This window comes from Pseudooceanicola spongiae, assembly GCF_014899185.1.
Taxonomy (GTDB): Bacteria; Pseudomonadota; Alphaproteobacteria; order Rhodobacterales; family Rhodobacteraceae; genus Pseudooceanicola; species Pseudooceanicola spongiae.
This window is the reverse complement of record NZ_CP045201.1, coordinates 1,253,227-1,275,995: the sequence shown is the minus strand read 5'-3', so window position 1 is coordinate 1,275,995 and position 22,769 is coordinate 1,253,227. Positions and strand designations below refer to the sequence as shown.

Annotated in this window: 24 protein-coding genes and 2 pseudogenes; 17 read left to right on the top strand and 9 right to left on the bottom strand. The window is 59.2% G+C overall.

Annotated features, from left to right (window positions below; all coding sequences use genetic code 11):
- The first annotated feature begins 46 nt into the window (after window positions 1-46).
- The 3 genes from F3W81_RS05980 to F3W81_RS05970 are packed head-to-tail and all read left to right on the top strand — an operon-like array spanning window position 47 to window position 2,180.
- The gene (locus F3W81_RS05980) at window positions 47-460 is read left to right on the top strand and encodes a VOC family protein (protein ID WP_193082720.1); all 414 of its coding nucleotides are present in this window, start codon (window positions 47-49) and stop codon (window positions 458-460) included.
- A gap of 3 nt (window positions 461-463) precedes the next feature.
- Window positions 464-1,390: a dihydrodipicolinate synthase family protein gene (locus tag F3W81_RS05975; protein WP_193082719.1), complete on the top strand. Its 927-nt coding sequence runs from the start codon at window positions 464-466 to the stop codon at window positions 1,388-1,390.
- 1 nt (window position 1,391) lies between these two features.
- Window positions 1,392-2,180 carry an SDR family oxidoreductase gene (locus tag F3W81_RS05970; protein ID WP_193082718.1) on the top strand — a complete coding sequence of 263 codons (789 nt, stop codon included), beginning with the start codon at window positions 1,392-1,394 and terminating at the stop codon, window positions 2,178-2,180.
- A 117-nt stretch (window positions 2,181-2,297) separates the two neighbouring features.
- Here the strand turns inward: F3W81_RS05970 and F3W81_RS05965 are convergent.
- A pseudogene (locus tag F3W81_RS05965) lies at window positions 2,298-3,145 on the bottom strand (IS5 family transposase).
- 543 nt (window positions 3,146-3,688) lie between these two features.
- Between F3W81_RS05965 and F3W81_RS05960 the strand changes: the two are divergent.
- The 5 genes from F3W81_RS05960 to tnpB all read left to right on the top strand — a co-directional run bounded on the left by F3W81_RS05960 (window position 3,689) and on the right by tnpB (window position 7,223).
- Window positions 3,689-4,306 carry a glutathione S-transferase family protein gene (locus F3W81_RS05960; protein WP_193082717.1) on the top strand — a complete coding sequence of 206 codons (618 nt, stop codon included), beginning with the start codon at window positions 3,689-3,691 and terminating at the stop codon, window positions 4,304-4,306.
- A 313-nt stretch (window positions 4,307-4,619) separates the two neighbouring features.
- On the top strand, window positions 4,620-5,378 hold the full coding sequence (locus tag F3W81_RS05955; protein WP_193082716.1) for an IS5 family transposase: 759 nt from the start codon (window positions 4,620-4,622) through the stop codon (window positions 5,376-5,378).
- 563 nt (window positions 5,379-5,941) lie between these two features.
- Complete coding sequence (locus tag F3W81_RS20775) at window positions 5,942-6,088, top strand: hypothetical protein (protein WP_226941876.1); 147 nt, start codon at window positions 5,942-5,944, stop codon at window positions 6,086-6,088.
- A gap of 234 nt (window positions 6,089-6,322) precedes the next feature.
- On the top strand, window positions 6,323-7,132 hold the full coding sequence (locus F3W81_RS21240; RefSeq protein WP_264298893.1) for a DDE-type integrase/transposase/recombinase: 810 nt from the start codon (window positions 6,323-6,325) through the stop codon (window positions 7,130-7,132).
- 10 nt (window positions 7,133-7,142) lie between these two features.
- On the top strand, window positions 7,143-7,223 hold the full coding sequence (gene tnpB / locus F3W81_RS21135; protein ID WP_193083666.1) for an IS66 family insertion sequence element accessory protein TnpB: 81 nt from the start codon (window positions 7,143-7,145) through the stop codon (window positions 7,221-7,223).
- Window positions 7,224-7,320: 97 nt separating this feature from the next.
- On the opposite strand, the gene F3W81_RS05935 is transcribed toward tnpB, so the two are convergent.
- The gene (locus tag F3W81_RS05935) at window positions 7,321-7,800 is read right to left on the bottom strand and encodes a hypothetical protein (protein WP_193082715.1); all 480 of its coding nucleotides are present in this window, start codon (window positions 7,798-7,800) and stop codon (window positions 7,321-7,323) included.
- Window positions 7,801-7,981: 181 nt separating this feature from the next.
- Here F3W81_RS05935 and F3W81_RS21015 point away from each other — a divergent pair, with 181 nt between their 5' ends.
- From F3W81_RS21015 to F3W81_RS21005, 3 genes are read left to right on the top strand one after another with little or no spacing between them, the layout of a single operon-like run.
- Complete coding sequence (locus tag F3W81_RS21015; protein ID WP_319022296.1) at window positions 7,982-8,230, top strand: IS66 family transposase; 249 nt, start codon at window positions 7,982-7,984, stop codon at window positions 8,228-8,230.
- Window positions 8,151-8,411, top strand: coding sequence for an IS66 family transposase (locus tag F3W81_RS21010; RefSeq protein WP_319022295.1), 261 nt, complete (start codon window positions 8,151-8,153; stop codon window positions 8,409-8,411). The genes F3W81_RS21015 and F3W81_RS21010 overlap by 80 nt, the downstream gene beginning before the upstream one ends.
- Complete coding sequence (locus F3W81_RS21005) at window positions 8,395-8,655, top strand: IS66 family transposase (protein ID WP_264298891.1); 261 nt, start codon at window positions 8,395-8,397, stop codon at window positions 8,653-8,655. Before F3W81_RS21010 ends, F3W81_RS21005 begins: the two co-directional genes overlap by 17 nt.
- 286 nt (window positions 8,656-8,941) lie before the next feature.
- Here the strand turns inward: F3W81_RS21005 and F3W81_RS05925 are convergent, their stop codons facing one another.
- The gene (locus tag F3W81_RS05925; protein ID WP_193082714.1) at window positions 8,942-9,592 is read right to left on the bottom strand and encodes a TetR/AcrR family transcriptional regulator; all 651 of its coding nucleotides are present in this window, start codon (window positions 9,590-9,592) and stop codon (window positions 8,942-8,944) included.
- A 110-nt stretch (window positions 9,593-9,702) separates the two neighbouring features.
- On the opposite strand from F3W81_RS05925, the gene F3W81_RS05920 reads away from it, so the two are divergent.
- Entirely contained in the window at window positions 9,703-10,596 is an 894-nt protein-coding gene (locus F3W81_RS05920; RefSeq protein WP_226941875.1) for an NmrA family NAD(P)-binding protein, read from the top strand.
- A 23-nt stretch (window positions 10,597-10,619) separates the two neighbouring features.
- On the top strand, window positions 10,620-11,777 hold the full coding sequence (locus F3W81_RS05915; RefSeq protein ID WP_193082712.1) for an epoxide hydrolase family protein: 1,158 nt from the start codon (window positions 10,620-10,622) through the stop codon (window positions 11,775-11,777).
- Window positions 11,778-12,370: 593 nt separating this feature from the next.
- Here F3W81_RS05915 and F3W81_RS05910 read toward each other — a convergent pair.
- The 6 genes from F3W81_RS05910 to F3W81_RS05885 are packed head-to-tail and all read right to left on the bottom strand — an operon-like array spanning window position 12,371 to window position 19,180.
- Window positions 12,371-13,273: a 2-hydroxyacid dehydrogenase gene (locus tag F3W81_RS05910; protein ID WP_193082711.1), complete on the bottom strand. Its 903-nt coding sequence runs from the start codon at window positions 13,271-13,273 to the stop codon at window positions 12,371-12,373.
- On the bottom strand, window positions 13,270-14,877 hold the full coding sequence (locus tag F3W81_RS05905; RefSeq protein WP_193082710.1) for an ABC transporter ATP-binding protein: 1,608 nt from the start codon (window positions 14,875-14,877) through the stop codon (window positions 13,270-13,272). Before F3W81_RS05905 ends, F3W81_RS05910 begins: the two co-directional genes overlap by 4 nt.
- Window positions 14,874-15,713 carry an ABC transporter permease gene (locus tag F3W81_RS05900; RefSeq protein ID WP_193082709.1) on the bottom strand — a complete coding sequence of 280 codons (840 nt, stop codon included), beginning with the start codon at window positions 15,711-15,713 and terminating at the stop codon, window positions 14,874-14,876. The genes F3W81_RS05905 and F3W81_RS05900 overlap by 4 nt, the downstream gene beginning before the upstream one ends.
- 2 nt (window positions 15,714-15,715) lie before the next feature.
- Window positions 15,716-16,693, bottom strand: a complete 978-nt coding sequence (locus F3W81_RS05895; RefSeq protein ID WP_193082708.1) for an ABC transporter permease — start codon at window positions 16,691-16,693, stop codon at window positions 15,716-15,718.
- A gap of 54 nt (window positions 16,694-16,747) precedes the next feature.
- On the bottom strand, window positions 16,748-18,292 hold the full coding sequence (locus F3W81_RS05890; RefSeq protein WP_193082707.1) for an ABC transporter substrate-binding protein: 1,545 nt from the start codon (window positions 18,290-18,292) through the stop codon (window positions 16,748-16,750).
- 60 nt (window positions 18,293-18,352) lie between these two features.
- Window positions 18,353-19,180, bottom strand: coding sequence for a class II aldolase/adducin family protein (locus tag F3W81_RS05885; RefSeq protein ID WP_193082706.1), 828 nt, complete (start codon window positions 19,178-19,180; stop codon window positions 18,353-18,355).
- Between the two features lie 232 nt (window positions 19,181-19,412).
- Between F3W81_RS05885 and F3W81_RS05880 the strand changes: the two genes are divergently transcribed.
- The 4 genes and pseudogenes from F3W81_RS05880 to F3W81_RS05865 all read left to right on the top strand — a co-directional run.
- Window positions 19,413-20,033: a GntR family transcriptional regulator gene (locus F3W81_RS05880; RefSeq protein WP_264298890.1), complete on the top strand. Its 621-nt coding sequence runs from the start codon at window positions 19,413-19,415 to the stop codon at window positions 20,031-20,033.
- On the top strand, window positions 20,030-21,064 hold the full coding sequence (locus F3W81_RS05875) for a histone deacetylase family protein (RefSeq protein ID WP_193082704.1): 1,035 nt from the start codon (window positions 20,030-20,032) through the stop codon (window positions 21,062-21,064). Before F3W81_RS05880 ends, F3W81_RS05875 begins: the two co-directional genes overlap by 4 nt.
- A gap of 899 nt (window positions 21,065-21,963) precedes the next feature.
- Window positions 21,964-22,218 carry a hypothetical protein gene (locus F3W81_RS21130; RefSeq protein WP_193082703.1) on the top strand — a complete coding sequence of 85 codons (255 nt, stop codon included), beginning with the start codon at window positions 21,964-21,966 and terminating at the stop codon, window positions 22,216-22,218.
- Window positions 22,219-22,243: 25 nt separating this feature from the next.
- Window positions 22,244-22,546: pseudogene (locus tag F3W81_RS05865) on the top strand (transposase); the annotation flags it as partial.
- Window positions 22,547-22,769: the final 223 nt, after the last annotated feature.

Genomic DNA, 22,769 nt, shown 5'->3' with positions numbered 1-22,769 from the left:
CTGGCGATTGGCTACCCCAAGACAAGACCTTAAACGGAGTTGTCCCATGAAATCTGTCTTCCACCTCGCCCTTCACGTCACCGACCTGGATGAAACCCGCCGCTTTTACGGCGATGTGCTGGGCTGCGCCGAGGGGCGCTCGACCAACACCTGGGTTGATTTCGATTTCTTTGGACACCAGCTTTCCCTGCACCTTGGCGCGCCTTTCAAGACCAGCCGCACCGGCAAGGTGGGGGATCACATGGTCATGATGCCCCACATGGGCGCTGTGCTGGGCCTGGAAGACTGGAAGACGCTGTCCGCACGGCTGGAAGAGAAGGGCGTGGCTTTCGACATTCCGCCGGTCATCCGTTTCGAAGGCGAGCCGGGCGAACAGCGCACCATGTTCTTCTTCGATCCGTCTGGCAATCCGATCGAGATCAAGGGATTTGCTGATACCTCCGGCATTTTTGCGCACTGAGCCATGAGTACGCTGATTACCCGTCAGACGCGCGGGGTCTTCATCATCGCCGCCACGCCCTTCGCCGAAGATGGAGCGGTGGATCTGGACAGCCTTGACCGGTTGGTGGACTTCTACGCCTCCCACGGCGTGACCGGGATCACAATTCTTGGCATGATGGGAGAAGCTGACAAGCTGACCGCCGAAGAACGCCGGCAGGTCATCGACCGCGTGCTGGCCCGTACTGACCTGCCGGTGGTGGTCGGCGTCTCCGACCCAGGACTGGACAGCCTTGCAGCCCTAGGGCGTCACGCGATGGAACGCGGGGCTGCCGGCGTCATGGTGGCCCCGACACGCGGCCCGGCCCGCGAAGACAGGGTGGAAGGTTACTTCCACGCCGTCGCCTCACACCTCGGCGCGGACGTGCCGTTGGTCTATCAGGATTTCCCCCTTTCGACTGGCGTTGCCGTCGCACCCGCGCTGATCCGGCGGTTGTCGCAGGACCTGCCGCAAATGGTCATGCTCAAGCATGAGGACTGGCCGGGGCTGACCAAGATCTCTGCCTTGCGCGATCACGAGAAGAACGAAGGCGTGGCGCGTCTGTCGATTCTCTGCGGCAACGGGGGACTCTACCTGCCACAGGAGTTGGCGCGCGGAGCCGATGGCGCGATGACCGGCTTTGCCTATCCAGAGGCACTGGTGCAGACCGTTGCGCTTTATCAGACCGGTCAGGTTGACGCGGCAGAGGACCTCTTTGACCGCTACCTGCCGATCCTGCGCCATGAGCAGCAGCCGGGCTGGGGCCTTGCCCTGCGCAAGCACATCCTGATGAAACGCGGTGCCATTGCATGCGCTGCCACCCGTGCTCCGGGGCCAAAACTGGTCAAGCGCGACATGGAAGAACTGGAACGATTGATGCGCCGGACCGAAATCCGGCTGAAGGAGATTTGAGATGGACCTTGGACTGAAGGACCGCCGCGCACTGGTGCTGGCCTCTTCGCGCGGCCTTGGCCGGGGCGTTGCCGAAGCACTGGCCGCCGAAGGCGTTCGCGTCATGCTGACCGGCAGGGATGAGGCCGCGCTGGCCAGCGCCGCCGCAGAAATCAATGCCCGCGGCGCGGGGCAGGCCGACTGGGTGACCGTCGATCTGACCGCTCCTGATTTTGCTGCAAAACTGGCCTCTCATGTGCAGGAGCACTTCGGCCGCGTGGATATCTTGGTCAATAATACCGGAGGCCCCAAGCCCGGCCTTGCCCGCGATATCAACGCCTCGATCCTGATGGCCCAGGCGCAGGCAATGGTAGCTTCCGTCATTGAACTGACGGGCCGGTTGATCCCTGGCATGTGCGCACAAGGATGGGGACGCGTGCTGACCATCGCATCTTCAGGAATCGAACAGCCTATCCCCAACCTGTCGCTGTCCAATACCCTGCGCGGTGCGCTGGCTGGGTGGAACAAGACCCTCGCGACGGAGGTGGCGGGTGAAGGGGTGACTTGCAACATGCTGCTGCCCGGGCGTATCCATACTGCGCGGGTCGATCAACTGGACGGTGTCGCGGCTGAGACGCAGGGCAAGGCGCTGGATGAGGTGCGCGCCGCGTCCCGAGCATCCATCCCCGCCAAGCGCTACGGGACAGTCGAGGAGTTTGGCGCGGTTGGTGCCTTCCTCTGCAGTGTACCCGCAGGCTACATCACCGGCTCTATGGTGCGCTGTGACGGTGGCATGATCCGAAGCCTGTGAGACGAGCGCTCGAGCAACTGCGCAGGTTCCTCCAATCGGCGTATGAATCCTTTCAAAATTGCGGGAAATTTAAAGGGCCAGTCACTATCAACTGGCCCTTTGCCCTATGGTCAGGTCTCATAACCAATAAATGATGGTCGCAGTGAGAGCGATTGCGGATAGGAAGACGTTTGGGCACCTGTCGTACCGGGTCGAGACCCGTCTCCAATCCTTCAACCTGCCCAACATGGTTTCGATGCGAGTGCGGTGTTTGTAGCGACGCGTCCCGTATTTCACGGCGGTGTTGCGTTGTTTGCGGCCCGGGAAGGAGGCACGTATCCATTTCTCTTGCAACGCTTCTCTGAACCAATCAGCGTCTTAGCTGCGGTCCCTGAGCATCCAGTCGACAGAAGGCAGGCCGCTCAGCAAGGCCCTGCCGGGCAGTCACGAACAAGCTGATCGGCCAACTTTGGCTAACGTAGACCGCGTGCAGCTTGGTATTCATGCCGCCCTTGGTGCGCCCGATCAGTCGCTTACGCTCGCCCTTTTCACTCCCATGCTGGTCGCGGTGTGGTGTGCCTTGAGGTACTTGCGCAGGCTCACTCGAACGCATGGCGTTCGCCTGCTCACTTCGACCATTACGGTCTTCCGTTAGCGATGCTCGGCGGCAAGGCCAGTCATGATGCGAGAAAAGACGCCCTTATCACTCCATTTCTTCCATCGGTTGTAGAGTGTCTTGTGAGGGCCGTATTCTTTGGGCGCATCGCGCCAGCGTAGACGGGGCTTCGCCCGTTCTCACCTTCAAACGTCTTATGGCGTTTTATCGGGCCTTATGGCCCGAACCTGTGCTCACCCCCTTGCGGTTGATGAACATAATTACGCCTTAGCGCCCTGAGGTCATCAACACGCGGTTTACCGTGAGACTTCGGGAAATAGGGCTTCAAACGCGCCATATGCGCGTCGCTCAACCAGAAAAGCTCGGACATGTCACCGCTCAGTTTTCCGGCCGTGAATCCCGACGCTCGGCTAAGATCAATGGGACCAGACCCTAAATCATTTTTAGACATATGCCTTTGATTTTCCGTGCGCAATGTCCGGCTTGTCTCTTTCTCGACTCTTAGGTCGATTGGCACTGCGTCGTAGCGGGGCGCCACAGGTCTCACGCCGCAGAGGCCAAGACGATCTGAAAAGCTTGGGCGAACGATGTCGCTCTGACATCTAAAATTGGCTTTCATTTGTCCCGAATTGGGAGGAGATCCCATTGAGGAAGGATTTAAGAAATTGGCGAGTAAGAGGTAATTACGTGACGGCCACAGTTTGCATCTACGACGGTAATCCACGCGTCGTCATCTTTGCAAATCTGGTCTTGCTGCATTCTCAGTCGGTTCTGAACACTACGATACTGCGCGCGGAAGTTGATATTCGCCAAATGCTCAACATCTAGGCAGGAAAATTAGCCGCAATAGAGTGCTTTACAGGCATTGGTAAATGGCTCAACGTTTCCAGAACGGTGTAGAGGTGCTGATATCGTGACCGAACTTGTTCTATTTGGGCATCCAGACTCGGGCCATGCTTGCAAGGTTGCGCTCGCTCTTTCTCTGGCCGGGTTATCCCATGAGGTAATCCGGGTCGATATCTGGGACGAGCCTGCGCGCCGGCCTCCGAGTTTCCTTGCTGCCAGTCCCTTCGCGGAGGTGCCATTGTTGATGATTGATCGGGCGCCTTATGTTCAGTCCGGGGCGATCCTTCTCGAGATAGCCAGTCGCTTCAGGCTTTTGGGAGGCGAGACGTCAAGCGGGCTTCGCAGAGGCCGCGAACTGCTGATGTGGGAGGCAAACAGAATTGGCATGTGCCTTCCGCAACTCAAGGAGGCGAGGCGTGTAGAAGGACGTGGCTTCCCGCCTGGCGCTGTGGAGTGGCTGAAGATGCGCTACGATGCAGATTGCGACCGTTTCGCGATTCTGTTGGGTGATACGCCCTTCTTTCATGGCGAACATCCGGGCATAGGGGATTGTGCCATCTGGGGCTACACACAATGGCTCGCCTCATGCGGCGTCGAGCCAAGTTCAATAATGGCTGATTGGATTGATAGCATGCTGGCGCTGTCCGCTATGAAGTCACCAGAAGAATTCTTTCCTATCGGATAATAACCTCATGTGGCTCCGTAAGATGACGTCATCTGTCAAAAACAGCTTCTGGGGTCACTGCAACGGTGCTTAAACCCCATGAATCTCCCGCTTTGCACAGCGCCCATAACTAGACGATGCTATATCGCTATATCCTGCTCGATGAGCAGTGAGTTGCAGTAAGCCGGATTTGCAATCGCATTCTTATGAGCGGTCAGATGATGTTTAATGCTGCGCGCAGACGCTGACGTTTCGTAGGCTCACGGTGTAGGGTCAGGATGCATTGATTTTAGCCTAGCGGTCTGTTTCATGGAGCCCCAAACGGAGGGGTCACATGAGCGATCTATACTGGCTGAACGACGAACAGATGGCCAAGCTGGAGCCCTTCTTCCCGAAGTCCCACGGCAAACCGCGTGTTGACGACAGGCGTGTTCTGAGCGGTATAATATTCATAAATCGCAATGGATTACGGTGGTGGGATGCCCCTGAGGCCTACGGCCCTCACAAGACCCTCTACAGTCGATGGAAGCGGTGGAGCGAGAAGGGCATCTTCGCTCAGATGCTGCTGGAACTGGCCGATCGGGGCGGTACGACCGATACGCTGATGATCGATGCAACCCATCTCAAGACGCACCGGACGGCCTCCAGTCTGGGGCTGAAAAAGGGGGGGCGCGGCCGCCTGATTGGCCGCACCAAGGGTGGAATGAATTCCAAGCTGCACACCGTCACGGATGCCCAGGGTCGTCCCCTGCGGATGTTCCTGACGGCGGGCCAGCGTAGTGATTACATCGGCGCACGGGCGCTTCTGGACGGTCTGCCGCCTGCCAGACACATGCTGGCGGACCGGGGCTATGATGCAGACTGGTATCGCGAAGCGCTTGAAAACATGGGTATCACGCCATGCATACCGGCAAGGAAGGGCCGCAAGGTTCAGATCCGACACGACGAAGTTCGCTATCGCAAACGCCACAAGATCGAGAACAGTTTTGCCAGGCTCAAGGACTGGCGCCGTGTTGCGACCCGCTACGACAGATGCCCGAAGGTCTTCCTCTCCGCATGCGCATTGCCCGCCGTCGTTATGTTCTGGTTATGAATCCTGACCCTAAGTTTTCTGTGAAAGACTCGACATTGGGACTCAAAGTTATCGCCTCAGACGCCGATGCAACGACGATTTCGAGCAAGATTTTCTGCCAAATAACGGCATCCCGCATCTATTCAGGCACAAAAACCAATTCTATTTTGCCCCAATTATAAGCAGTTCGGCCCCAGAGGTCTAATAGAGTTTACCCAGCGGCCAGCTTTAGTTTGAAAACAAATATTCTTAGGTGAGAACTTACGCCATGCTTGAGTTTGTTCGTAAATGGTGTCCCGGCCCCATGTTGTAGCGGTGAGGCTCGCCTGCGAGATCATACCCATCTTATAGTGGGGAGTGCGTTTCGCAATGTGCACTACAAATTCGTTTCTCAGATCGTTGGACGCCGAGATCTACGCTTCGGGCCACCGGCGATCGCCGGATACCATGAAGGCGCAGGCCGTTGCGGATATGCCCTATTAACCCACTGAAAATGTGCTCCTGCTACTAAGGAGAAGGCAGCAATGTGTGTGACGATGGACCGGAGCATCAAACGTTGGACTGCGAAGCGGAAGACAGCCCAGGTGATCGCGATCATTCAAGGCGAGACAACGGTGGCCGCAGCGGGCCGATTCTTCGATCTGACACCCTCTGAGATCGAGAGCCGGGTCGGGGATGCCAAGCGCGGCATGGATCTCGAAGGGGACCGTGGCTGCAGTGCAGCCACGTAAGCCCCGAAGATGTCCCCGCTGGCCAGTCCGTTCGACATCCATGCCCACTACGACAAGCCGCTTAAAAATCTGCAGGAGGCCTATGGCGAGGCGATGCTTGAGGTGCGCGCCCGAAAAAGCTGCAGGCCCTTTTGGTGAGGCCCTGAGCCGCTCTTGGTCCGAGGCAAGGGCCGAACGGAGGGCGGCAATTGATCCGGACGCTCCACGAGGGCCTCGCGATGTCGATCGCCAGGCTTGGCCCATTGGTTCGGCGTGCCGCTTCGGACAGCCTATGACAAGCCGATCTCGTCAGCGTCTAAGATCGATCCGCGCTTCGCGGACCCAATCAAGTCCCTGATCGAGGAGGAGCCCTTCTTCGGCTATCGCACTATTGCCTGGCTGCTGGGCTTCAATAAAAACACGGTCAAGGGGGGCTTCCAGCTCAAGGGCTGGCAGGTTCGCAAGCGCGCCGTGGGCATGCGCCCCCGCGTCCAGGCCATTCCTTCCGTCGCCACAGCCCGAACGAACGCCTCCTCTAGGCAGATTTGCTTTGCAAATCGCCTGCCAGGCAACGGGCCTACTGACCTGGCGCGCTTCTGGGCCGCCAAGGATGGCTGGGCTTCGCTGGCACTGGTGATCGACTGCCACACACACGAGCTTCTAGGCTGGCATCTGTCCCGCTCGCGCAAGGCCACCATCGCCAGCGCGGCCCTCGAGCACGCCCTGATCGCTAGGTTCGGGACATTAGGCCGGGTCGAACAGGAGTTCCTGCTGAGGTCCGACAACGGCCTCGTGTTCACCAGCCGTCCCTTCGCGGCACAGGTCGCGCAGCGACGGGCTGCAGCAGGAGTTCATCACCCCGCATTGCCCCCAACAGAACGGCATGGTCGAGCGCGTCATCCGGACGCTCAAGGAGCAATGTGTTCACCGCCATCGTTTCGAAAGCATCCAGCATGCGAGCCGAGTCATCGGCGACTGGATCAGCTTCTACAAAAACCGCCGCCCTCATCAGGCGCTTGCCATACGCACGCCTGCCGAGGCATTCAGAGGAGCGGCTTAACCTGAGCAGATTCAGATGGGTCAATACATCGACAGGGTGAAGATCTTGTTCTGGGACGGCAGCGGTTTCGTCATGGCCTACAAGCGGCTGCAGTAGATCAGCTTCGCCTGGCCTGCCATAAGCGGCGGGACGATGACCTTGAACTGCGCTCAATTTGAGGCCCTGTTTGCCGGGCTGGAGGCGGGTGCGATCCCTAGAAGGCACGCCGCCCGGTTGTGGCGGAATGATCCGGGGGGCGGAAAAGCTGCCCGTCACAGACCGGATCATGATATGATCCGACCATGTCCAGGGCCCTGCCAATTGACCTCTCTGCATCCTCGAAGATCAGCGCGAGGCTGTCGCCGCGCTGCTGCGGGATCACTTGGCACTCAAAGGTGAAGCGGCTTAGCTGAGGAATTTGGTCAAGCGTCTTGAACACCTTGTCGCCGAGTTGAACCAGGCGGTGCATGGCAAACGGTCGGAGAAGCTGAGCGAGGAGCGAGCCATTTTCCGCCATTGGTCCTAGGACAACGGCGAGCGGCAGTTTGCCTTCGAGGATCTCGAGACCGCGCTGGCCGAGATCCAGCAGGACGAACAAGCTCCGCCGCAATCGTCCCTGGGCCGGGCAGCCCGACGCAACCGTGGCAATCCACCCAAGGACTTGCAGCGGATCGAACGGGTCGTCGAACCGCATAGCCTGGACTGCCCAATGCCGTAGCGGGACAATGCAGCCGATCGGCGTCGTGCTGGCAAGCACGCCTTTTGCGTGACGACCGCACCGAGCGGCTGGGCATCATCCCGGCATCTCTCCGCATTATCCGCTCCCTGGCAGTGCATTTTTACATGTGCGCGAGGGGTGGCCATCCACCCCAAGCATGGCCGAGCACCTGATGGCCTCAGCCAAGCTGTTTATCGAGAAAACCATGGTGCCGCTTCTGGACCCGGGCCGCGGCCGGACAAAGACCGGGTATCTCTGGGCGTTGGCTCGGGACGACCGGGGGGCAGCGATGATCCGCATTCGCCATTGTCGCTCGGACCAGTGGCGTGACTTGCCGCATCGTGGCCTTCACTTATGCCCCAGGCTGGGCCGGACAGAACGCGGAACAGATCCTGCAAGGCTCTGACGGCATCCTGCAGTTGGACGACTATGCCGACTACAATCGGCTGACACGCCCCTCACGGACAGGAGGTGCGCCTATCACGCTCGCGCAGTGTTGGGCACATGCCCGCAGAAAGCTGACGGAGGTCTTCAATCACGACGGCGTCGTGCCAGAGGCACGCCTACGGCATGACGATCACCGCTGAAGGCCTGCGCCGCATCTCTGAGCTCTACCGCATCGAGGGTGAGATCCGCGGTATGGGGCCCGGCCAGCGGCTGTCGGCCCGGCTGGCCGTCACCGCGCCAAAGGTAGCCGAATTTGGAGAATGGCTGCAAAACCAGCGCCCCCGGATCTCCGCGAAGTCACGCCTCGCGGAGAAGTTAACTTATATCCATCGCCAATGGGACGGGCTTCAGACCTTCCTCCACGACCGCCGCGTTGAGCATTGATTCCATTGCTGTCGAAACCCTGATACGCCCAATTGCATTGACGAGGACGAATGCGCTTTTTGCTGGCCACGACGAAGGCGGCCGCATTTGGGGCCGGATCGTTTCGCTCACCACCACGGCGAAAATCAACGGCGTCGAGCCCTTCGCCGACCTCAAAGGCGACCCTCCTGTTGCGACTTTAGCACTTTTGTTTGGTCGGCGCTCACGGGAGAGATCCGTTATAATGAATATCTCTATGGGTAGAGCTGTGGAAGCTGTTCGATCATATTTTGCATGACTATTGCGCCTACAATCTGTCATCAAGAAGGCCAGAGCTTTCAAGTGTGTCGAGAGCAAACGCGACTTGGCCTTCGATCGCATCAGGTGTCGTTGCTGTCTCTCGCCCGGTAAGAGCTGCAAGAATAATGGGCGCAAAGGTGAGGTCCAGAAAGCGCTCCGCAATCGCGACAGCCTTTCTCGACGCTGCGTCCTGAGGACTTGCAGCCATTGAACGGGCGACGATGTCGACGACCTTTGAGCGCGCCATTGCGTCCACATGAGCGATCAGATCCGGAAATCGTCGCGCCTCAGTCAGGAACAGCCGGAGCAGTTCGAGAGGGATTGGGGAAAGCGCCTGCATCAGAACCGCCTTGCCAGCAAAGGCAAGGCGCTCGCGGACCGTCCCTTCCGGAAGCTTTGTGGCATCCATCTGAAAACTTCCGCTCTCGACTGCGTGTTTGATGACGGCTTCGAAAAGCGCGTCCTTGCCGGAATAGCGGGAATAGAGGCTGGCCTTGCCGACATGCGCCCGGGCCACGACGGCCTCGCAACTGGTCGCGGCCACGCCCTTGCTCAGGAAAAGCTCCGTCGCTGCGGCAAGAATACGCGCGTTCACTTCACCGGCCTCCTCAAGCCGGGGGCGTCCGATTCGCGAGGATATCTTCGTCGTTTGCTTCATTCGGTGAGTCTAGCTGTGACGGGTCAAAAATAAAACTGAACGATACCGTTTCATTTATCCGCATTGGGTCTATGTACAGCCTTGCAACTGATGATGAACGGAAAAGAGACATGGACCGTAGGATAATTGTTCTGGCCGGTGTGACGGGTGACTTGGGAGAGCGGATCGCCAGGGCTTTGGTGCGCAAGGGAGCCGACCTGAGGGCAATCGTGCGGCCCGGCACGTTGCCACAAAAGCGGCGTCACCTCGAAGCACAGGGCATCACGCTTGTGGAGAGCGGTTATGATGCGCGGTCGGTGAAAGAACTTTGTGAGGGGGTCGCCTGCGTCGTCTCGGCGCTGAACGGTCTTGAGGACGTGATCCTCGGCCAACAGGGCGTTCTGCTGAACGCGGCAGTCTTGGCAGGAGTCGCGCGCTTCATTCCGTCGGATTTCTCGCTCGACTATACCAAGACCCGGCCCGGCGAAAATCGTAACATGGACCTGCGCCGGGCGTTTCGCAAAAGCCTCGATGCCGCGCCGATCCGTGCGACCTCAGTGCTGAATGGCGCCTTCTCGACTGTTCTGACCGAAGACGCACCGATTCTGCTGCCGCGCGTGCGCCGGGTCCTGCATTGGGGGGCCGTGGATCAGCCGCTCGACTTCACCACCAAGGATGACGTGGCTGAGTTTACCGCCGATGCCGCCCTCGACGATGCTGCCCCACGCGACCTGCGTATCGCCGGCGGCAGTCTTTCTCCGCAGGAGTTGGCGCGAATAGCGAGCGAAATATCGGGCAAAACCTATCGACCCTTTCGCGCTGGCAGCATCGGCCGGCTCGGGCTGGTCATCTGGGTTGCGCAGCGCGTTGCCCCGGCAAAGGGCGAAGTGTTTCCGGCGTGGCAGGGCATGCAATACCTGCGTGACATGATGAGCGGGCGGGGTCAGCTGCGCAGGCTTGATAACGGGCGCTACGGCAAGACCGACTGGACAGATATCCGCGCCATGATCTGCGACCTCGTCTGACCGATTTTTTCAAGGGACACATCATGACCTCCGACATCACCCCCTTCATCCTCGATATTCCTCAGTCCGATCTTGATGATCTTACGTCGCGTCTGGACCGCATCCGGTGGCCGGATCCCTCGCCAATCGAGGATGGTCGGCAGGGGCCACCGCTGCACAAGATAAAGGCGCTGGTCGACTATTGGCGCACATCTTACGACTGGCGCCGGTGTGAAGCTGACTTGAACGCGCTGGGGCAAAGCCGGACCGAGATCGACGGGATTGGCATCCATTTCCTGCACATTCGCTCGGAACATGAGGACGCCATGCCACTTCTCATGACCCATGGCTGGCCGGGTTCGGTGCTGGAATTCCGCCATGTGATCGACCCTTTGGTGAACCCGACTGCGCATGGCGGAACCGCGAAGGATGCCTTTCATCTGGTCATCCCGTCGATGCCCGGCTTCGGTTTTTCGGGCAAGCCTGAGGTGCCGGGCTGGAACACCAGCCGTAACGCGGGCGCCTGGGCCGCGCTGATGGCGCGTCTTGGGTACGACCGCTGGGTGGCGCAGGGCGGAGACTGGGGAGCAATGGTCACGCTGACGCTTGGCCACATGTGTCCGCCGGGTCTGAAAGGCATTCACCTCAACTTCGTGCCATTCCAGCCGACTGAGGCGGAAGTTGCGCAGGCCTCGGACGAGGAGAAGGCCATGCTCGCCAACGCGGGACGCTACGACGCGGAGTATTCCGGCTACATGAAGCTGATGAGCACGCGCCCGCAATCTGTTGCCTTCGGGCTGTCGGATTCCCCCGTTGCGCTGGCTGCGTGGATCTATGCGCTGTTCCAGGACGTCTCCGACAGCGGCGGCGATCCAGAAACGGTCTTTTCACACGACGAGATCATTGACGACATCATGCTGTACTGGTTGCCGAACGCAGGGCCGAGTTCGGCGCGCCTCTACTGGGAAAGCATGCAGGCGATGCGTCAGGGCGGGATGCCGCAGGCCAAGGTTCCGACCCCCGCAGGGATCAGCATGTTCGCTGGAGAGCAGATACGGCTTTCGCGCAGATGGGCCGAGAGCCGCTTCGACAAGCTCACGCACTTTGCCGAGCACGCAAGCGGTGGACACTTTGCAGCGCTGGAAGCCCCCGATCTCCTTGTGTCAGATATCCGCGATACCATCCGCACACTGCGTCTCTAATCTCCAGACCTCGGTATCTTTCAGAGCCAGAAGGTGTCAGCTGGTTTGAGCGCGAAGGCGGACAGGAAAGCCTTGATGGGCAGGCTTGTCACAAAGGCAGCCAGCCGGGATGGACATAAGACTTAGAGTGGCATGTCCCGCTTTTCGTCCCAGACGAAAATCCATTCACCGTGAAATTGATCTCGCCGAATGTTGACTGATGCGTAAGGGCGTTGCCCTGTGCCAACGATCAAATCGGACGTGGCGCACGCATCCTCAGGGAAGGTGCCGATCGTACTGATCATTCATGTTGGCCATGAGGGCCGTCCGCGCAGTGGGCCCAATAGCGCCATCTCAGACGTCGGGTTGTCTTGGTGACGTTCTTGTCTCCATTCATCTCGAGATGATCATGATCGCCATATTGGGATCCGTCGACTTAGCGTCCAGAAGACCGGGAGAGGCTCACTTCAATCGGCTTAATTCGGGCATGCTTCTTTGTTCAAAACGGTTCAAGGAAGTGTGTTACCGACTCCAACCATAACGATTTTTCGATGTGTAGGACTGCCTTGATCGGTCTGCAACGTGCCGATGAACTGAAAGAATAGGCTTAAAGGTTAGAGAGTGGCGAGCCTTCGTTGAACGTTTTCAACGACACTGCTGTGCCTCGGCGTGCTTGCGACATGCGGTGTCAGGAAAAGGCCGGGATGGTCCCAGAGAGAGCTGTCCCTCGCAAGTGGCTCCGTTTCAAAAACGTCGAGCGAGGCCCCAGAGAGGTGGCCGGACTCGAGTGCGGCCAAAAGGTCGTCCTCCACAAGGTGCGCACCGCGACCTATGTGAATGAGAGCCGCTCCCTTGGGCAGCTTTGCGAAGGTCGCGGCGTTAAGAAACCCGTTCGTTGCGGGTGTCAGGGGCAAGACGTTAATGAGGATGTCGGTCTGTGCGAGGACTTCGTCTATGGCATCGACCGTCATGTGCACCGCTCTCGGCAGAGGGTGGTCGGGCCGGGACCGAGACACAACAGTCACTGGATAGCCGAGTGCAATCAGTGCTTTGGCAATCGCCCTCCCCATCATCCCAAACCCCAGCACCCCGATGCGACGCAGGGTCGGGCTCTGGTCCCCGACGCGCCGGGCCCAGTCGTGCTGGGACTGGGCGGCCAGGAAATCACCCATGCGGCGATGGTGCCAGAGCACATGAAACGCGGCAAAGCCAGCCATCTGCAGCGCCTGATCGGGGTCTTCGACACGAAACAAGGGCACATCGGGAAGGGAGGGGCAGCCGACAATTCCGTCGACGCCCGCGCCGACGGAAAAGACCGCCCGAAGGTTGGGGTAGGGGGAGAAGGCATCGTCGGCGGGTTTGAACGTCAGGACAAAGTCGACCTTTGTCGCGTCGGTGACCTGCTCCGGGGTGATCAGGTCGATCTCCGGAGCAAGCTCAGCAAATGGCCGGGCAAAGAACGTCATCATGTCGAGCACTGTACAGGTGGCGACGCCAGTTGTGCGCTGCGTCGTCATTGCGCAGCCTTCCCCCAACCACCGCCGGGCACCGCCGCAAGCAGGGTCTGAGTGTAACTGTGCTGCGGGTTCAGGAACACCTCTGACACTGGGCCGATCTCGACCAGCTTGCCTTTCTGCATGACGGCGATCCTATCACAGAGCTGCGCCGCGACCCGCAGGTCATGGGTGATGAACAGGATCGACAGATCAAACCGACGACGCAGGTCGCGCAGCAGATCCAGCACCTGCGCCTGAATCGAGACATCCAGCGCCGACACGGCCTCATCCGCGATGATCAGTTCCGGGTCCATGGCCAGCGCACGGGCAATCCCGATCCGTTGTCGCTGCCCGCCGGAAAATTCGTGGGGATAGCGCTCAACCGCATCTGCACCGAGGCCAACCGTCTCCATCAACGCGCGGGCCCGCTCACGTGCTTTTTCCTTTGCGACGCCCTTGGCAATCGGGCCGTCGGTCAGGGCGCGCATCACCCGGTGCCGCGGGTTGAGGGAGGCATAGGGATCCTGAAACACCATCTGCACCTTGTAGCGCACCGCGCGCAGCTCGGCCTCGCCAAGCGCTGCCATATCGGTGCCGCTGACAATGATCTCGCCAGACTCCGGGGTGACCAGCCGGACCACGGCGCGCCCAAGCGTCGACTTGCCCGAACCGGATTCACCAACCAGCCCAAGTACCTCTCCGCGGGCAATGGTCAGCGATACATCGTTGATCGCCTGTACCACACGCGCATCGCGGAAAAGCCCGCCACCAATGCGATAGGTCTTTTTCAGGTTGCGGATTTCGAGTGCTGGCGCTTTTGCAACCTCGGTGGAGGCCGGTACCAGACCCGAGGGGATCGCGGCCAGCAACCGTTTGGTGTAGTCGTGCTGAGGGTTCTCCAGCACCTCAACCGCTGAGCCTCTCTCGACGATTTCGCCATACCGCATGACGATCACCCGGTCGGCAATCTCGGCCACGACGCCGAAATCGTGCGTGATGAACATGACGGCCATGCCGCGCCGCTCTCTCAGATCCAGGATCAGCTTGAGGATCTGCGCCTGCGTCGTGACATCCAGCGCCGTCGTTGGCTCATCCGCAATCAGCAGTTCCGGTTCAAGCGCAAGCGCCATGGCGATCATCGCACGCTGACGTTGACCACCAGAAAGCTGGAAGGGATAGGCGCGGACGATTTTCTCAGGATCAGGCAGTTGGACTTCGCGGATCAGCTCCAGCGCCTTTTGCCGACGCTCCGCCGGGCGATGACGCTTGTGCGCCTCAAAAACCTCGGCGATTTGGTCGCCGATCCGCATCAACGGGTTGAGCGCTGTCATAGGCTCCTGAAAGATCATCGCGATGCGGTCACCGCGCAAGGCGCGCTGTTCAGCCTCGGACACCGTCAGGATATCCTTTCCGCCAAAATAAGCCGTTCCGCCGGCGACGCTCACGCCTTCGGGCAGCAGGCCCATCAGGGCATTGGCTGTCATCGACTTGCCCGACCCGGACTCCCCCACAACGCAGAGGATTTCACCCGCTGCGATCTCGTAGGAACACTGCTGAACGGCGAATCCCCGGTCGGCACCTTGGGGCAGGGCAATCGACAGGTCGGTGATTTTTAAGACGCTCATGACCGCCCCTTGCGTGAAAGATGTGGATTGAGAGCGTCATTCAGACCCTCACCGATGAGGTTGAGCGCGAGCACGGTCAGCACGATGGCGGCCCCGGGAAAGAACGACAGCCACCATGCCGAGCGGATTACGGTGCGGGCGGCGCCGATCTGAAATCCCCACGACATGATGTTGGGATCGCCCAGCCCAAGGAAAGACAGCGAGCTTTCCAGCAGGATCGCCGTTGCCACCATCAGAGAGGCCATCACGATGATCGGAGAGACGGTGTTCGGCAGCACCTGCCGCACGAGGATGTGCATGTTCGACAGGCCCGCAAGCCGCGCGGCGTCGACATATTCGCGACGAGTGACCGACATGACTTCGGCCCGGACCAGACGCGCGACGGGCGGCCATGACACAATCGCGATGGCAATGGTGATCGAGGTCAGAGAGGGTTCGAGGATTGCCACCAGCACGATCGCCAGCGCAAAGTTCGGGATGGTCTGGAAGAATTCGGTAAAGCGCATCGCGGCTTCGTCCACCCATTTGCCGTAGAACCCGGCCAATGCCCCGAGGGGTACCCCGATCAGCAGGGCCATTACGGTCGAGACCAGCCCCACCAGCAGCGACACCCGCGCGCCGTAGACCAGCCCTGCCAGGACATCACGGCCTAGTGTATCCGTGCCAAGCGGTAGCCCATCGGTGCTGAACGGCACCAGAAAAGGGCGCTGCACCATGGCCCAAGGACCGCGCGGAAAAAGCAGCGGGGCCAAAAGGGCCAGCAGCAGGACTGCAATCAGAATGGCCAGCCCGAACAGGGCACCCCGGTTTGTTATGAAACGCTTCCAGAATGTCATGATTATGCCTTCTGCCCAATCCGTGGGTCGATCAGCCGATAGACAAGATCGGTGATGATGTTGAACACGATCACCATCGCGGCAGAGACCAAGAAGACCCCGAGAATTGTGTTGTAATCGCGTGCTGCGAGGCTTTCGAACATCAGTCGCCCAATGCCGGGCCATGCAAAGACGGTTTCAGTCAATACGGCGCCTCCGACTAGCTGCCCCGCCTGAAGGCCGGCCAGTGTCACCACGGGCAGCAGCGCGTTGCGCAGGATATGCCGACGCCGGATGATGGAGGGCGCGAGTCCCTTGGCCTTCGCAGTCTTGACGAAATCCTGCTGTGCAACTTCGAGCATCGAGGCCCGGGTCATGCGCATGTAGACCGCCATGAAGAACAAGCCGAGGGTCAGGGCTGGCAGGATCAGGTGCTTGAGTATGTCCCAGGCCCGCGCCAGCCCGCCATAGCCGCTGCCGACGGTTTCATAGCCGAACCCCGGCAACCAGCCGAGCTGCACCGAAAAGACCAGCACTGCCATTAGCGCCGCCCAGTAAAGCGGCGTGGCGTAAAACAGCAGCGCCGCGCCGGTTATCAGCGTGTCAGTGAACTTCCCCACGCGCGCGGAGGCCGCAACGCCAAGCGCCACCCCAGCAAGCAGGGATATCCAGAAGGCAGTCAGCGTCAGGATAAGCGTCGCAGGCAGCCGCTCCATGATCAGGTCCAGAACCGGCTGGCCCTGCCGAAAGGAATAGCCCAGATCAAGCGTCATGATGTTTCCGACATAGCGCGCCAGCTGGATATAGAAGGGTTGATCCAGCCCGAAGCGAGCCTTCAGATCCGCGATCATCTGCGGATCGGCTGCACCGGCCTCGCCAGCCAGAACCGTCGCCGGATCTCCGGGGGCGGCGTGCACCAGAAAAAAGTTCAGGATCGCAATGGCTAGAAGTGTGATCGCTGCCTTTAGCAGGCGCGAAAAAATCGCTACGGCAATGGCCATTTTCTGTTCCCCGTTGACCGTGGGGAGGGGCGGTGCCGCCCCTCCCGTCCCGTCTTACTGTTCGATCCAGGCGTCGCGAAGGCCGTCGTTCAACCCGATCCCGGTCGTGATCAGGTTCTTGACTTCGCAGCGGTAAATGGTCGGGAATTCGATCTCCAGCAGCCAGGCCACCGGGACATCTTCGACGATTTTCTGCTGGATTTCCGTGTACATGTCCTGACGCTTTGCATTGTCGGGTTCCACGGCCGCAGCCTCCCACATTGCGTCAACTTCGGGGTTCACGTAGCCCTCAACGTTGTTCCAGGGGCTGCCTTTCTGGATCTGGCTCTCGATGTAGTTCCGCGCCACACCCAGTGCCGGATCACCGTATTGGTAGAGATAGGTGAAGGCCATGTCGTAGTCCCAGTTGGCCGTCTTTTCGTTCCAACCGGCCACGTCAGCGCTGTCGATATCGACAGAGATTCCGACTTCTTCCAAATTCTGCTTGACCGCTTCGGCCCAGCGTTGCCAGGTCTCGCCGTAGGGCAGGGGCAGCAGACGCACCGGGGTGCCGTCATAACCCATCTCTTTCAGCAGTTCCTTCGCCTTTTCGGGATCATGCGGGTACTGCGGCACGTCGTCGGTGTAGAAGTTCGTCTTCGACGACACCGGGCCTGTGGGCACCTTGCCGAAACCATTCCACACCACGTCCTTCACGAACTCACGATCCAGAGCGTACATGACCGCCTTGCGGAACAGCTTGTTCGAGGTCGGCCCCTCACGGTTGTTCAGCCACATCCAGGCGTGGGGCGCAAAAAACTCCCAGCCCTCGGAAGTGGAGCAGACGTTGTCCATCTTGGTCAGGCGCGCAACATCCCAGTTCTCGATCGCGCCTCCGGGCAGTACATCGACCTCGCCCGTCTCGAAGGCGACGGCACGCGAGGCCGCGTCAGGCACCACGCGATAGTAGAGATCATCGATATGGGGCAGACCGTCGAGGTAGTAATCCGGGTTCTTTTTAAGGTGGATGAAGCTGCCCTTCTCCCATTCAACGAAGGTGTAGGGGCCTGTGCCGATCGGGGTGTTGTTCATCTCGTTCGTGGCGTAATCGGTGCCTTCATAGATGTGCTTGGGCACAATCGGCATCGACCCGGCTTCGAAGGCATTGATGAAGGGACCATAAGGTTCTTTCATGTGGATGACTATGGTGTTGTCATCTGGGGCCTCGACGCTTTCCACGTGGGAAAATGCGCCTCGGAAACGGGCATGATTGTCCTGCAAAAACTTGGTGGTGAAGATCACGTCCGCGGCCGAAAACGGTTCGCCGTCATGCCATTTGACGCCCTCCTGCAGCTTGAAGGTGTAGGTCATCCCGTCGTCCGAGATTTCCCATTCCTTCGCAAGAGAGGGCTGCGGCTCCAGATCCTGATTGTAGCGCAGCAGACCCTCATAGATCTGGCCAGCCACCATCTGTGTGGGACCGTTTTGCACAAGTCCCAGCATCAGCCCGGGTGGTTCGGGTTGCACGATCAGGTCAAGCCGCCCGCCGTCCTGTTGCGCCGCGGCGCCGGTCGCCATCGCTGCGGCGACCAGAAAAGTCGTTGCTTTAAGAAGTTTCATATTATTCTTCCCTGTTGTTTTGATTGAAGCGGATCCGTTGAGCCGGATCTCGGGTAGATTTCAGATGTCGTAGCCGGGCGCTTGTCTGTCGATCAGTCGCAGGATTGCGTCCCACTCCGGGTCGCTGTCTGAGGCCTCGGTCCTCTCATAGGCACGCGCATACTGTTGGGCGGTGTGCGCAGCGAGGTCCTCTGGCAGCGGGTCGGGTGTCAGCCCCATCGAGAGAGCTGCGACCTGCGCCCTGCAAGAACGCTCCAGGTTGAGAGCCAGCTTCACGGCCTCCGCGACGGATTGTCCGCAGACCAGAGTGCCATGATTGCGCAGCATCATGACGTTCAGCGTCCCGAGATCCGCGACGATGCGCGCGCGCTCCTCCAGATCAAGCGCAATGCCCTCGTACCCATGATAGGCGATGGCGCCATGAAACTGCGCAGACCATTGGTTGAGCGGTAGCAGGCCCTCCTTTACGGAACTGGTCGCGACGCCGGCAACGGTATGCGTATGCAAAACGCAGGCGGCATCATGGCGGGCCATGTGTACCGCTGAATGGATGGTGAACCCGGCGGCGTTGACCCCGGAGCCGTAGGGATCGTCAAGGATCGATCCACTCTCGTCCACAGTCACGAGATTGGAGGCGGTGACCTCGTCAAAGGTCAGGCCGAAGGAATTCAGAAGAAACCGTTTCTGCCCGGATGGCCCGTCTGCGAGACGCGCGGAGATATGGGTGTAGATACCATCATCCATCCCCTTGAGGGCAATGATGCGATAGGCGGCAGCCAGATCGCGCCGGATTTCATCTTCCCCTTTCAGTCGGCGGGGCGTGGCGGGGCTGCTGCCGCCCAAGGACATGGTCTCTTCTGGCTTCGGCGTGACTTGTGACGGCATCATGTGGTCTGCCTTTCAGATCGTCTTTTGCGCTTCGTTCAACTTGAAACAGATTGCCTGAGCCGCCCCGAGTCAAGAAGATTGTCGACACGCGACAAAGCAGCAGATAATCTGATTGGTGAGATGATTGAGATTTGGACATCATATGCACCGGGAACCCAGCGCCTTGTCTGAGGCCTATCCTTTCCTTCCGCTCAGCCGGGATGGGCTGGTCGACCGTGTCGCTCATTCTCTGGTGAGTGCGATCCTCTCGGGTGCGATCCGCCCGGGTCACCGGCTCGCCGAATCCCATATCGCGCGTCAAATGGACCTTTCCCGTGCACCCGTAAGGGAGGCGTTGCGGTTGCTGGAAAACTCAGGTCTCGTGGAATACCGCGCGAACCGGGGGTTCTTCGTCCGTGTGAACTCAGCCAGCTCCATCGCAGATCTATATGAATTGCGTATCGTGATCGAAACGGCGGCGGTGCGTGCGCTGACACTGACCAACCCGCAAGCCTTGCCAGGTCTGCGCGCCAAAGTTGCGGAGCTCTATCAGTTGGCGGAGACCGGAGCGGACATGATGGCCCACGTCACCACAGACATGCAATTTCATCGGTTGATCTGCGAAGGCTCGGGAAATCAGCGCTTTCTGCAGGTCTTCGATCAGATCTCGAACGAGACAAAACTGGGCTTGCTGGTGATCGGCCGTCTCTATGACGATCCGCACCGCATGGCCGAGACCCACGAACCGATTGTCGATGCGATTGCTGCAGGTGATGCCGACGCAGCCGTACAAGCCATCGCCTATCACATCGGGGTCGCGAAGGATTTGGTGATCGAACACATAGGCAAGCAGCAGGAGGCCGGAGAGGCATGAAGTGCTACTACGCAAAGCAAACCGAGGCGCATGACCCGATATTCCGCCTCTCCCTGGGCCGGATTGCCCGCAATGCCGAACAGGCCGAACGTGCGCAGCTGCTGCTGGCGGGGTTGGACCGGCTCGGATTGCCGGTGACGGAACCAACGCCTGTGCCAAAAGAGATCCTGGAGAAGGTTCATACCAAGGCTCTTTTGACTTTCCTGGAAACCGGCTGGGATGAGTGGCAGAAACTTCCAGGGGCGGGACCGGAGGTGGTGCCGAACGTTCATGCACTCAATTCGGTGCGCAGCTATCCCAAACACATTGTTGGCAAAGCTGGCTGGCATATGGGGGATACCTCTGCGCCCCTCGCGGAACATAGTTGGCAAGCCACGCTTGGTGCGGCCGCGTCGGCTCATTGTGCTGCCACGGCCGTGCAACGGGGGGATCGGGTCGCTTACGCCCTGTGCCGTCCACCTGGTCATCACAGCTCTGCCGACGTGGTTGCCGGGCACTGCATGATCAATTGTGCTGCTGTCGCGGTCGAGACGCTGAAGCAGACCTATGCGCGCGTCGCTGTTCTCGACATTGATGTGCATCACGGCAATGGGACACAGGACATATTTTACGAGCGCGACGATGTTCTTTTTCTATCCGTTCACGCGACGCCTGAGACCTATTATCCCTTTTTTGTAGGCTACGCCCACGAAACCGGCCGGGACGCAGGCGAGGGTTTCAACCTCAATATCCCGCTAAACCAGAGCACAGGCGACGACGGTTGGTGCGAGGCAATTGCGTCATGCCTTGATCGCATTGCGGCGTTTAACCCTGACGCTCTGGTCGTCAGCCTCGGGCTGGATGCTCATGAGAACGATCCTCTGCAGGGGTTGAAGGTCACGTTTGATGGCTTCCGAAGAGCAGGCCGTATGATTGCTGACGCAGGGCTGCCGACGGTTCTGGTCCAAGAGGGTGGGTATCTCTCGGAGGACTTGACAACCTCTTTAGAGGCCTACCTCGCCGGCTTTTCCGGAAGGGACATAGATTTCTGAACAAGGCTCAGGAGTAATAACCGCAGGACCGCGTTTAGGCGAGGGCAATGGCGGGGACGAAAACCACGATGTTTCTGCCGTATCTCGTTGCCAAGTGGCTCCGGTCCCCGGTGTAATCACGGGATTGCACAGTAGAGATCGAGAACCAGATTTATGGTCGACTTGGGTTGATTGCAGCATGCCATTCGGTTTCTCCTTGTCTGCTTTAAAATGCTAGACGGGCAATGTTTAATGCCACCTTTCTTTTGTTCAATCAGATGTCATCGCTCTCTTTTGGGACTGGTTCATTCCGGGGTATGCAGTTGGGAACCATTCTCAGGCTTGTGAGGAAGAAATTCGCTAAACGTGCGTTTCGGGATTGGCAAAATTCGTTAAGCAACGGGGTTTCAGAATGATGCCCAACCGGGGGTCAGAAGGCCAGAACTGCGGCACAGTGATCTGCTTCCGGTCAAGGGAAAAGACTGATTGGCTCCGAGAGGGAAAATTTTCGCTCGGGCAGTAGGGCTACGGTAATCCTCCGCAAATCTAAGATGATTGTGATGGAGATGACGATATTGAGTGAGCCCCTAGATCTTTGTGATCCTGCCTCAGGCAGGGGGTGGTGTGCCGGTTGCTGAGCTGTGTCGTGAGTACGGTGTCCTGATATAATTGGCGAGTGCGGGATGGATTCGTTTATGATCAACCAGATGAAGAGTCTGGAGGACGACAAGCGCTGGCTGAATCGCATGTTTGCGGACCTGAGGATGCAGGCCGAACTGCGAAGGTGAACGCCACTTGCCCTAGAGAGCCTGAGCAGGCTCCTGGAAAAAAGTGACGCGGCCATCTTAGCGTCGCGAGATGGCTGCCAAGGCAGTTGAGCACCGGGGGGCAGCATCGCATTGTCCTGTCGGAAGTTTGGTGTGAGCGAGACCTGCTATCGCTACAGCCTGCTGCTCAGAGATGAAAACGAGCGGATCGCTGACCTGCTGGTCGGCCAGCTCGTCGTCCTCCTGAAAACGGGATATTTCTATCCCAAAAGGTGTACCACTTCAGTGGGGGCATTCTACGGGGGCAACGGCCCGGAATACATCAGACTCACGCTGTCGGAGTGGGCAGAAAAGCACTGCATCGCCCTGGCGCACATCCAACCGGGTCAGCGGCAACAGAACGCCTAGATCGAGCGCTACAACCGCACTGTTCGGCACGAGTTGCTTGCTGAGCGGCCTGCCAAATGTTGACTGGTTGCTCGGGGACCGCGGCTATGATGCCAATTGGTTCAGAGACGCGTTGCAAGACAAAGGGAAACGCGCCCGCATCCCAAGCCGGAAACAAAGCAGCACCACCGTCAAATACGACACGCGTCGCTACAAGCGCCGCAATCGCATCAAAATCATGTTCGGCAGGTCGAAGGATTGAAGACGTGTCGCGCCCCAGTACGACAGGTGCCCAAACGTTTTCCTATCCGCAATCACTCTCGCTGCGAGCATCATCGATTGGTTATGAGACCTGACCCTTCTGGATCTGGCATCTGCTAAACGACCCCCGTCACTCTCCCTGGCCAGGACAATGACGGGATGGTGCGCGACGTCTGACCCTTGTGGCATGACCGCGCTTCTTAGCCTGTCGGCACCGTCTCGGAGAGTTGATTGCTTCCGCTCTGGACCGCGCACCAGAAGGAAGAGAGCATGGACAATCTATCACACCGCCGCGTTGTCGGCATTGACGT

Bases quoted from the DNA above. Each gene is read 5' to 3' on its own strand.
- F3W81_RS05920 (WP_226941875.1), top strand. From the start codon at position 9,703: ATGGACCGTAGGATAATTGTTCTGGCCGGTGTGACGGGTGACTTGGGA.
- F3W81_RS05925 (WP_193082714.1), bottom strand. From the start codon at position 9,592: ATGAAGCAAACGACGAAGATATCCTCGCGAATCGGACGCCCCCGGCTT.
- F3W81_RS05875 (WP_193082704.1), top strand. From the start codon at position 20,030: ATGAAGTGCTACTACGCAAAGCAAACCGAGGCGCATGACCCGATATTC.
- F3W81_RS05935 (WP_193082715.1), bottom strand. From the start codon at position 7,800: ATGCGGTTCGACGACCCGTTCGATCCGCTGCAAGTCCTTGGGTGGATT.
- F3W81_RS05975 (WP_193082719.1), top strand. From the start codon at position 464: ATGAGTACGCTGATTACCCGTCAGACGCGCGGGGTCTTCATCATCGCC.
- F3W81_RS05900 (WP_193082709.1), bottom strand. From the start codon at position 15,713: ATGACATTCTGGAAGCGTTTCATAACAAACCGGGGTGCCCTGTTCGGG.
- F3W81_RS21005 (WP_264298891.1), top strand. From the start codon at position 8,395: ATGACGATCACCGCTGAAGGCCTGCGCCGCATCTCTGAGCTCTACCGC.
- F3W81_RS05970 (WP_193082718.1), top strand. From the start codon at position 1,392: ATGGACCTTGGACTGAAGGACCGCCGCGCACTGGTGCTGGCCTCTTCG.
- F3W81_RS05955 (WP_193082716.1), top strand. From the start codon at position 4,620: ATGAGCGATCTATACTGGCTGAACGACGAACAGATGGCCAAGCTGGAG.
- F3W81_RS05915 (WP_193082712.1), top strand. From the start codon at position 10,620: ATGACCTCCGACATCACCCCCTTCATCCTCGATATTCCTCAGTCCGAT.
- F3W81_RS05890 (WP_193082707.1), bottom strand. From the start codon at position 18,292: ATGAAACTTCTTAAAGCAACGACTTTTCTGGTCGCCGCAGCGATGGCG.
- F3W81_RS05895 (WP_193082708.1), bottom strand. From the start codon at position 16,693: ATGGCCATTGCCGTAGCGATTTTTTCGCGCCTGCTAAAGGCAGCGATC.
- F3W81_RS05905 (WP_193082710.1), bottom strand. From the start codon at position 14,877: ATGAGCGTCTTAAAAATCACCGACCTGTCGATTGCCCTGCCCCAAGGT.
- F3W81_RS21015 (WP_319022296.1), top strand. From the start codon at position 7,982: ATGGCCGAGCACCTGATGGCCTCAGCCAAGCTGTTTATCGAGAAAACC.
- tnpB (WP_193083666.1), top strand. From the start codon at position 7,143: ATGGGTCAATACATCGACAGGGTGAAGATCTTGTTCTGGGACGGCAGC.
- F3W81_RS05910 (WP_193082711.1), bottom strand. From the start codon at position 13,273: ATGACGACGCAGCGCACAACTGGCGTCGCCACCTGTACAGTGCTCGAC.
- F3W81_RS05980 (WP_193082720.1), top strand. From the start codon at position 47: ATGAAATCTGTCTTCCACCTCGCCCTTCACGTCACCGACCTGGATGAA.
- F3W81_RS05885 (WP_193082706.1), bottom strand. From the start codon at position 19,180: ATGATGCCGTCACAAGTCACGCCGAAGCCAGAAGAGACCATGTCCTTG.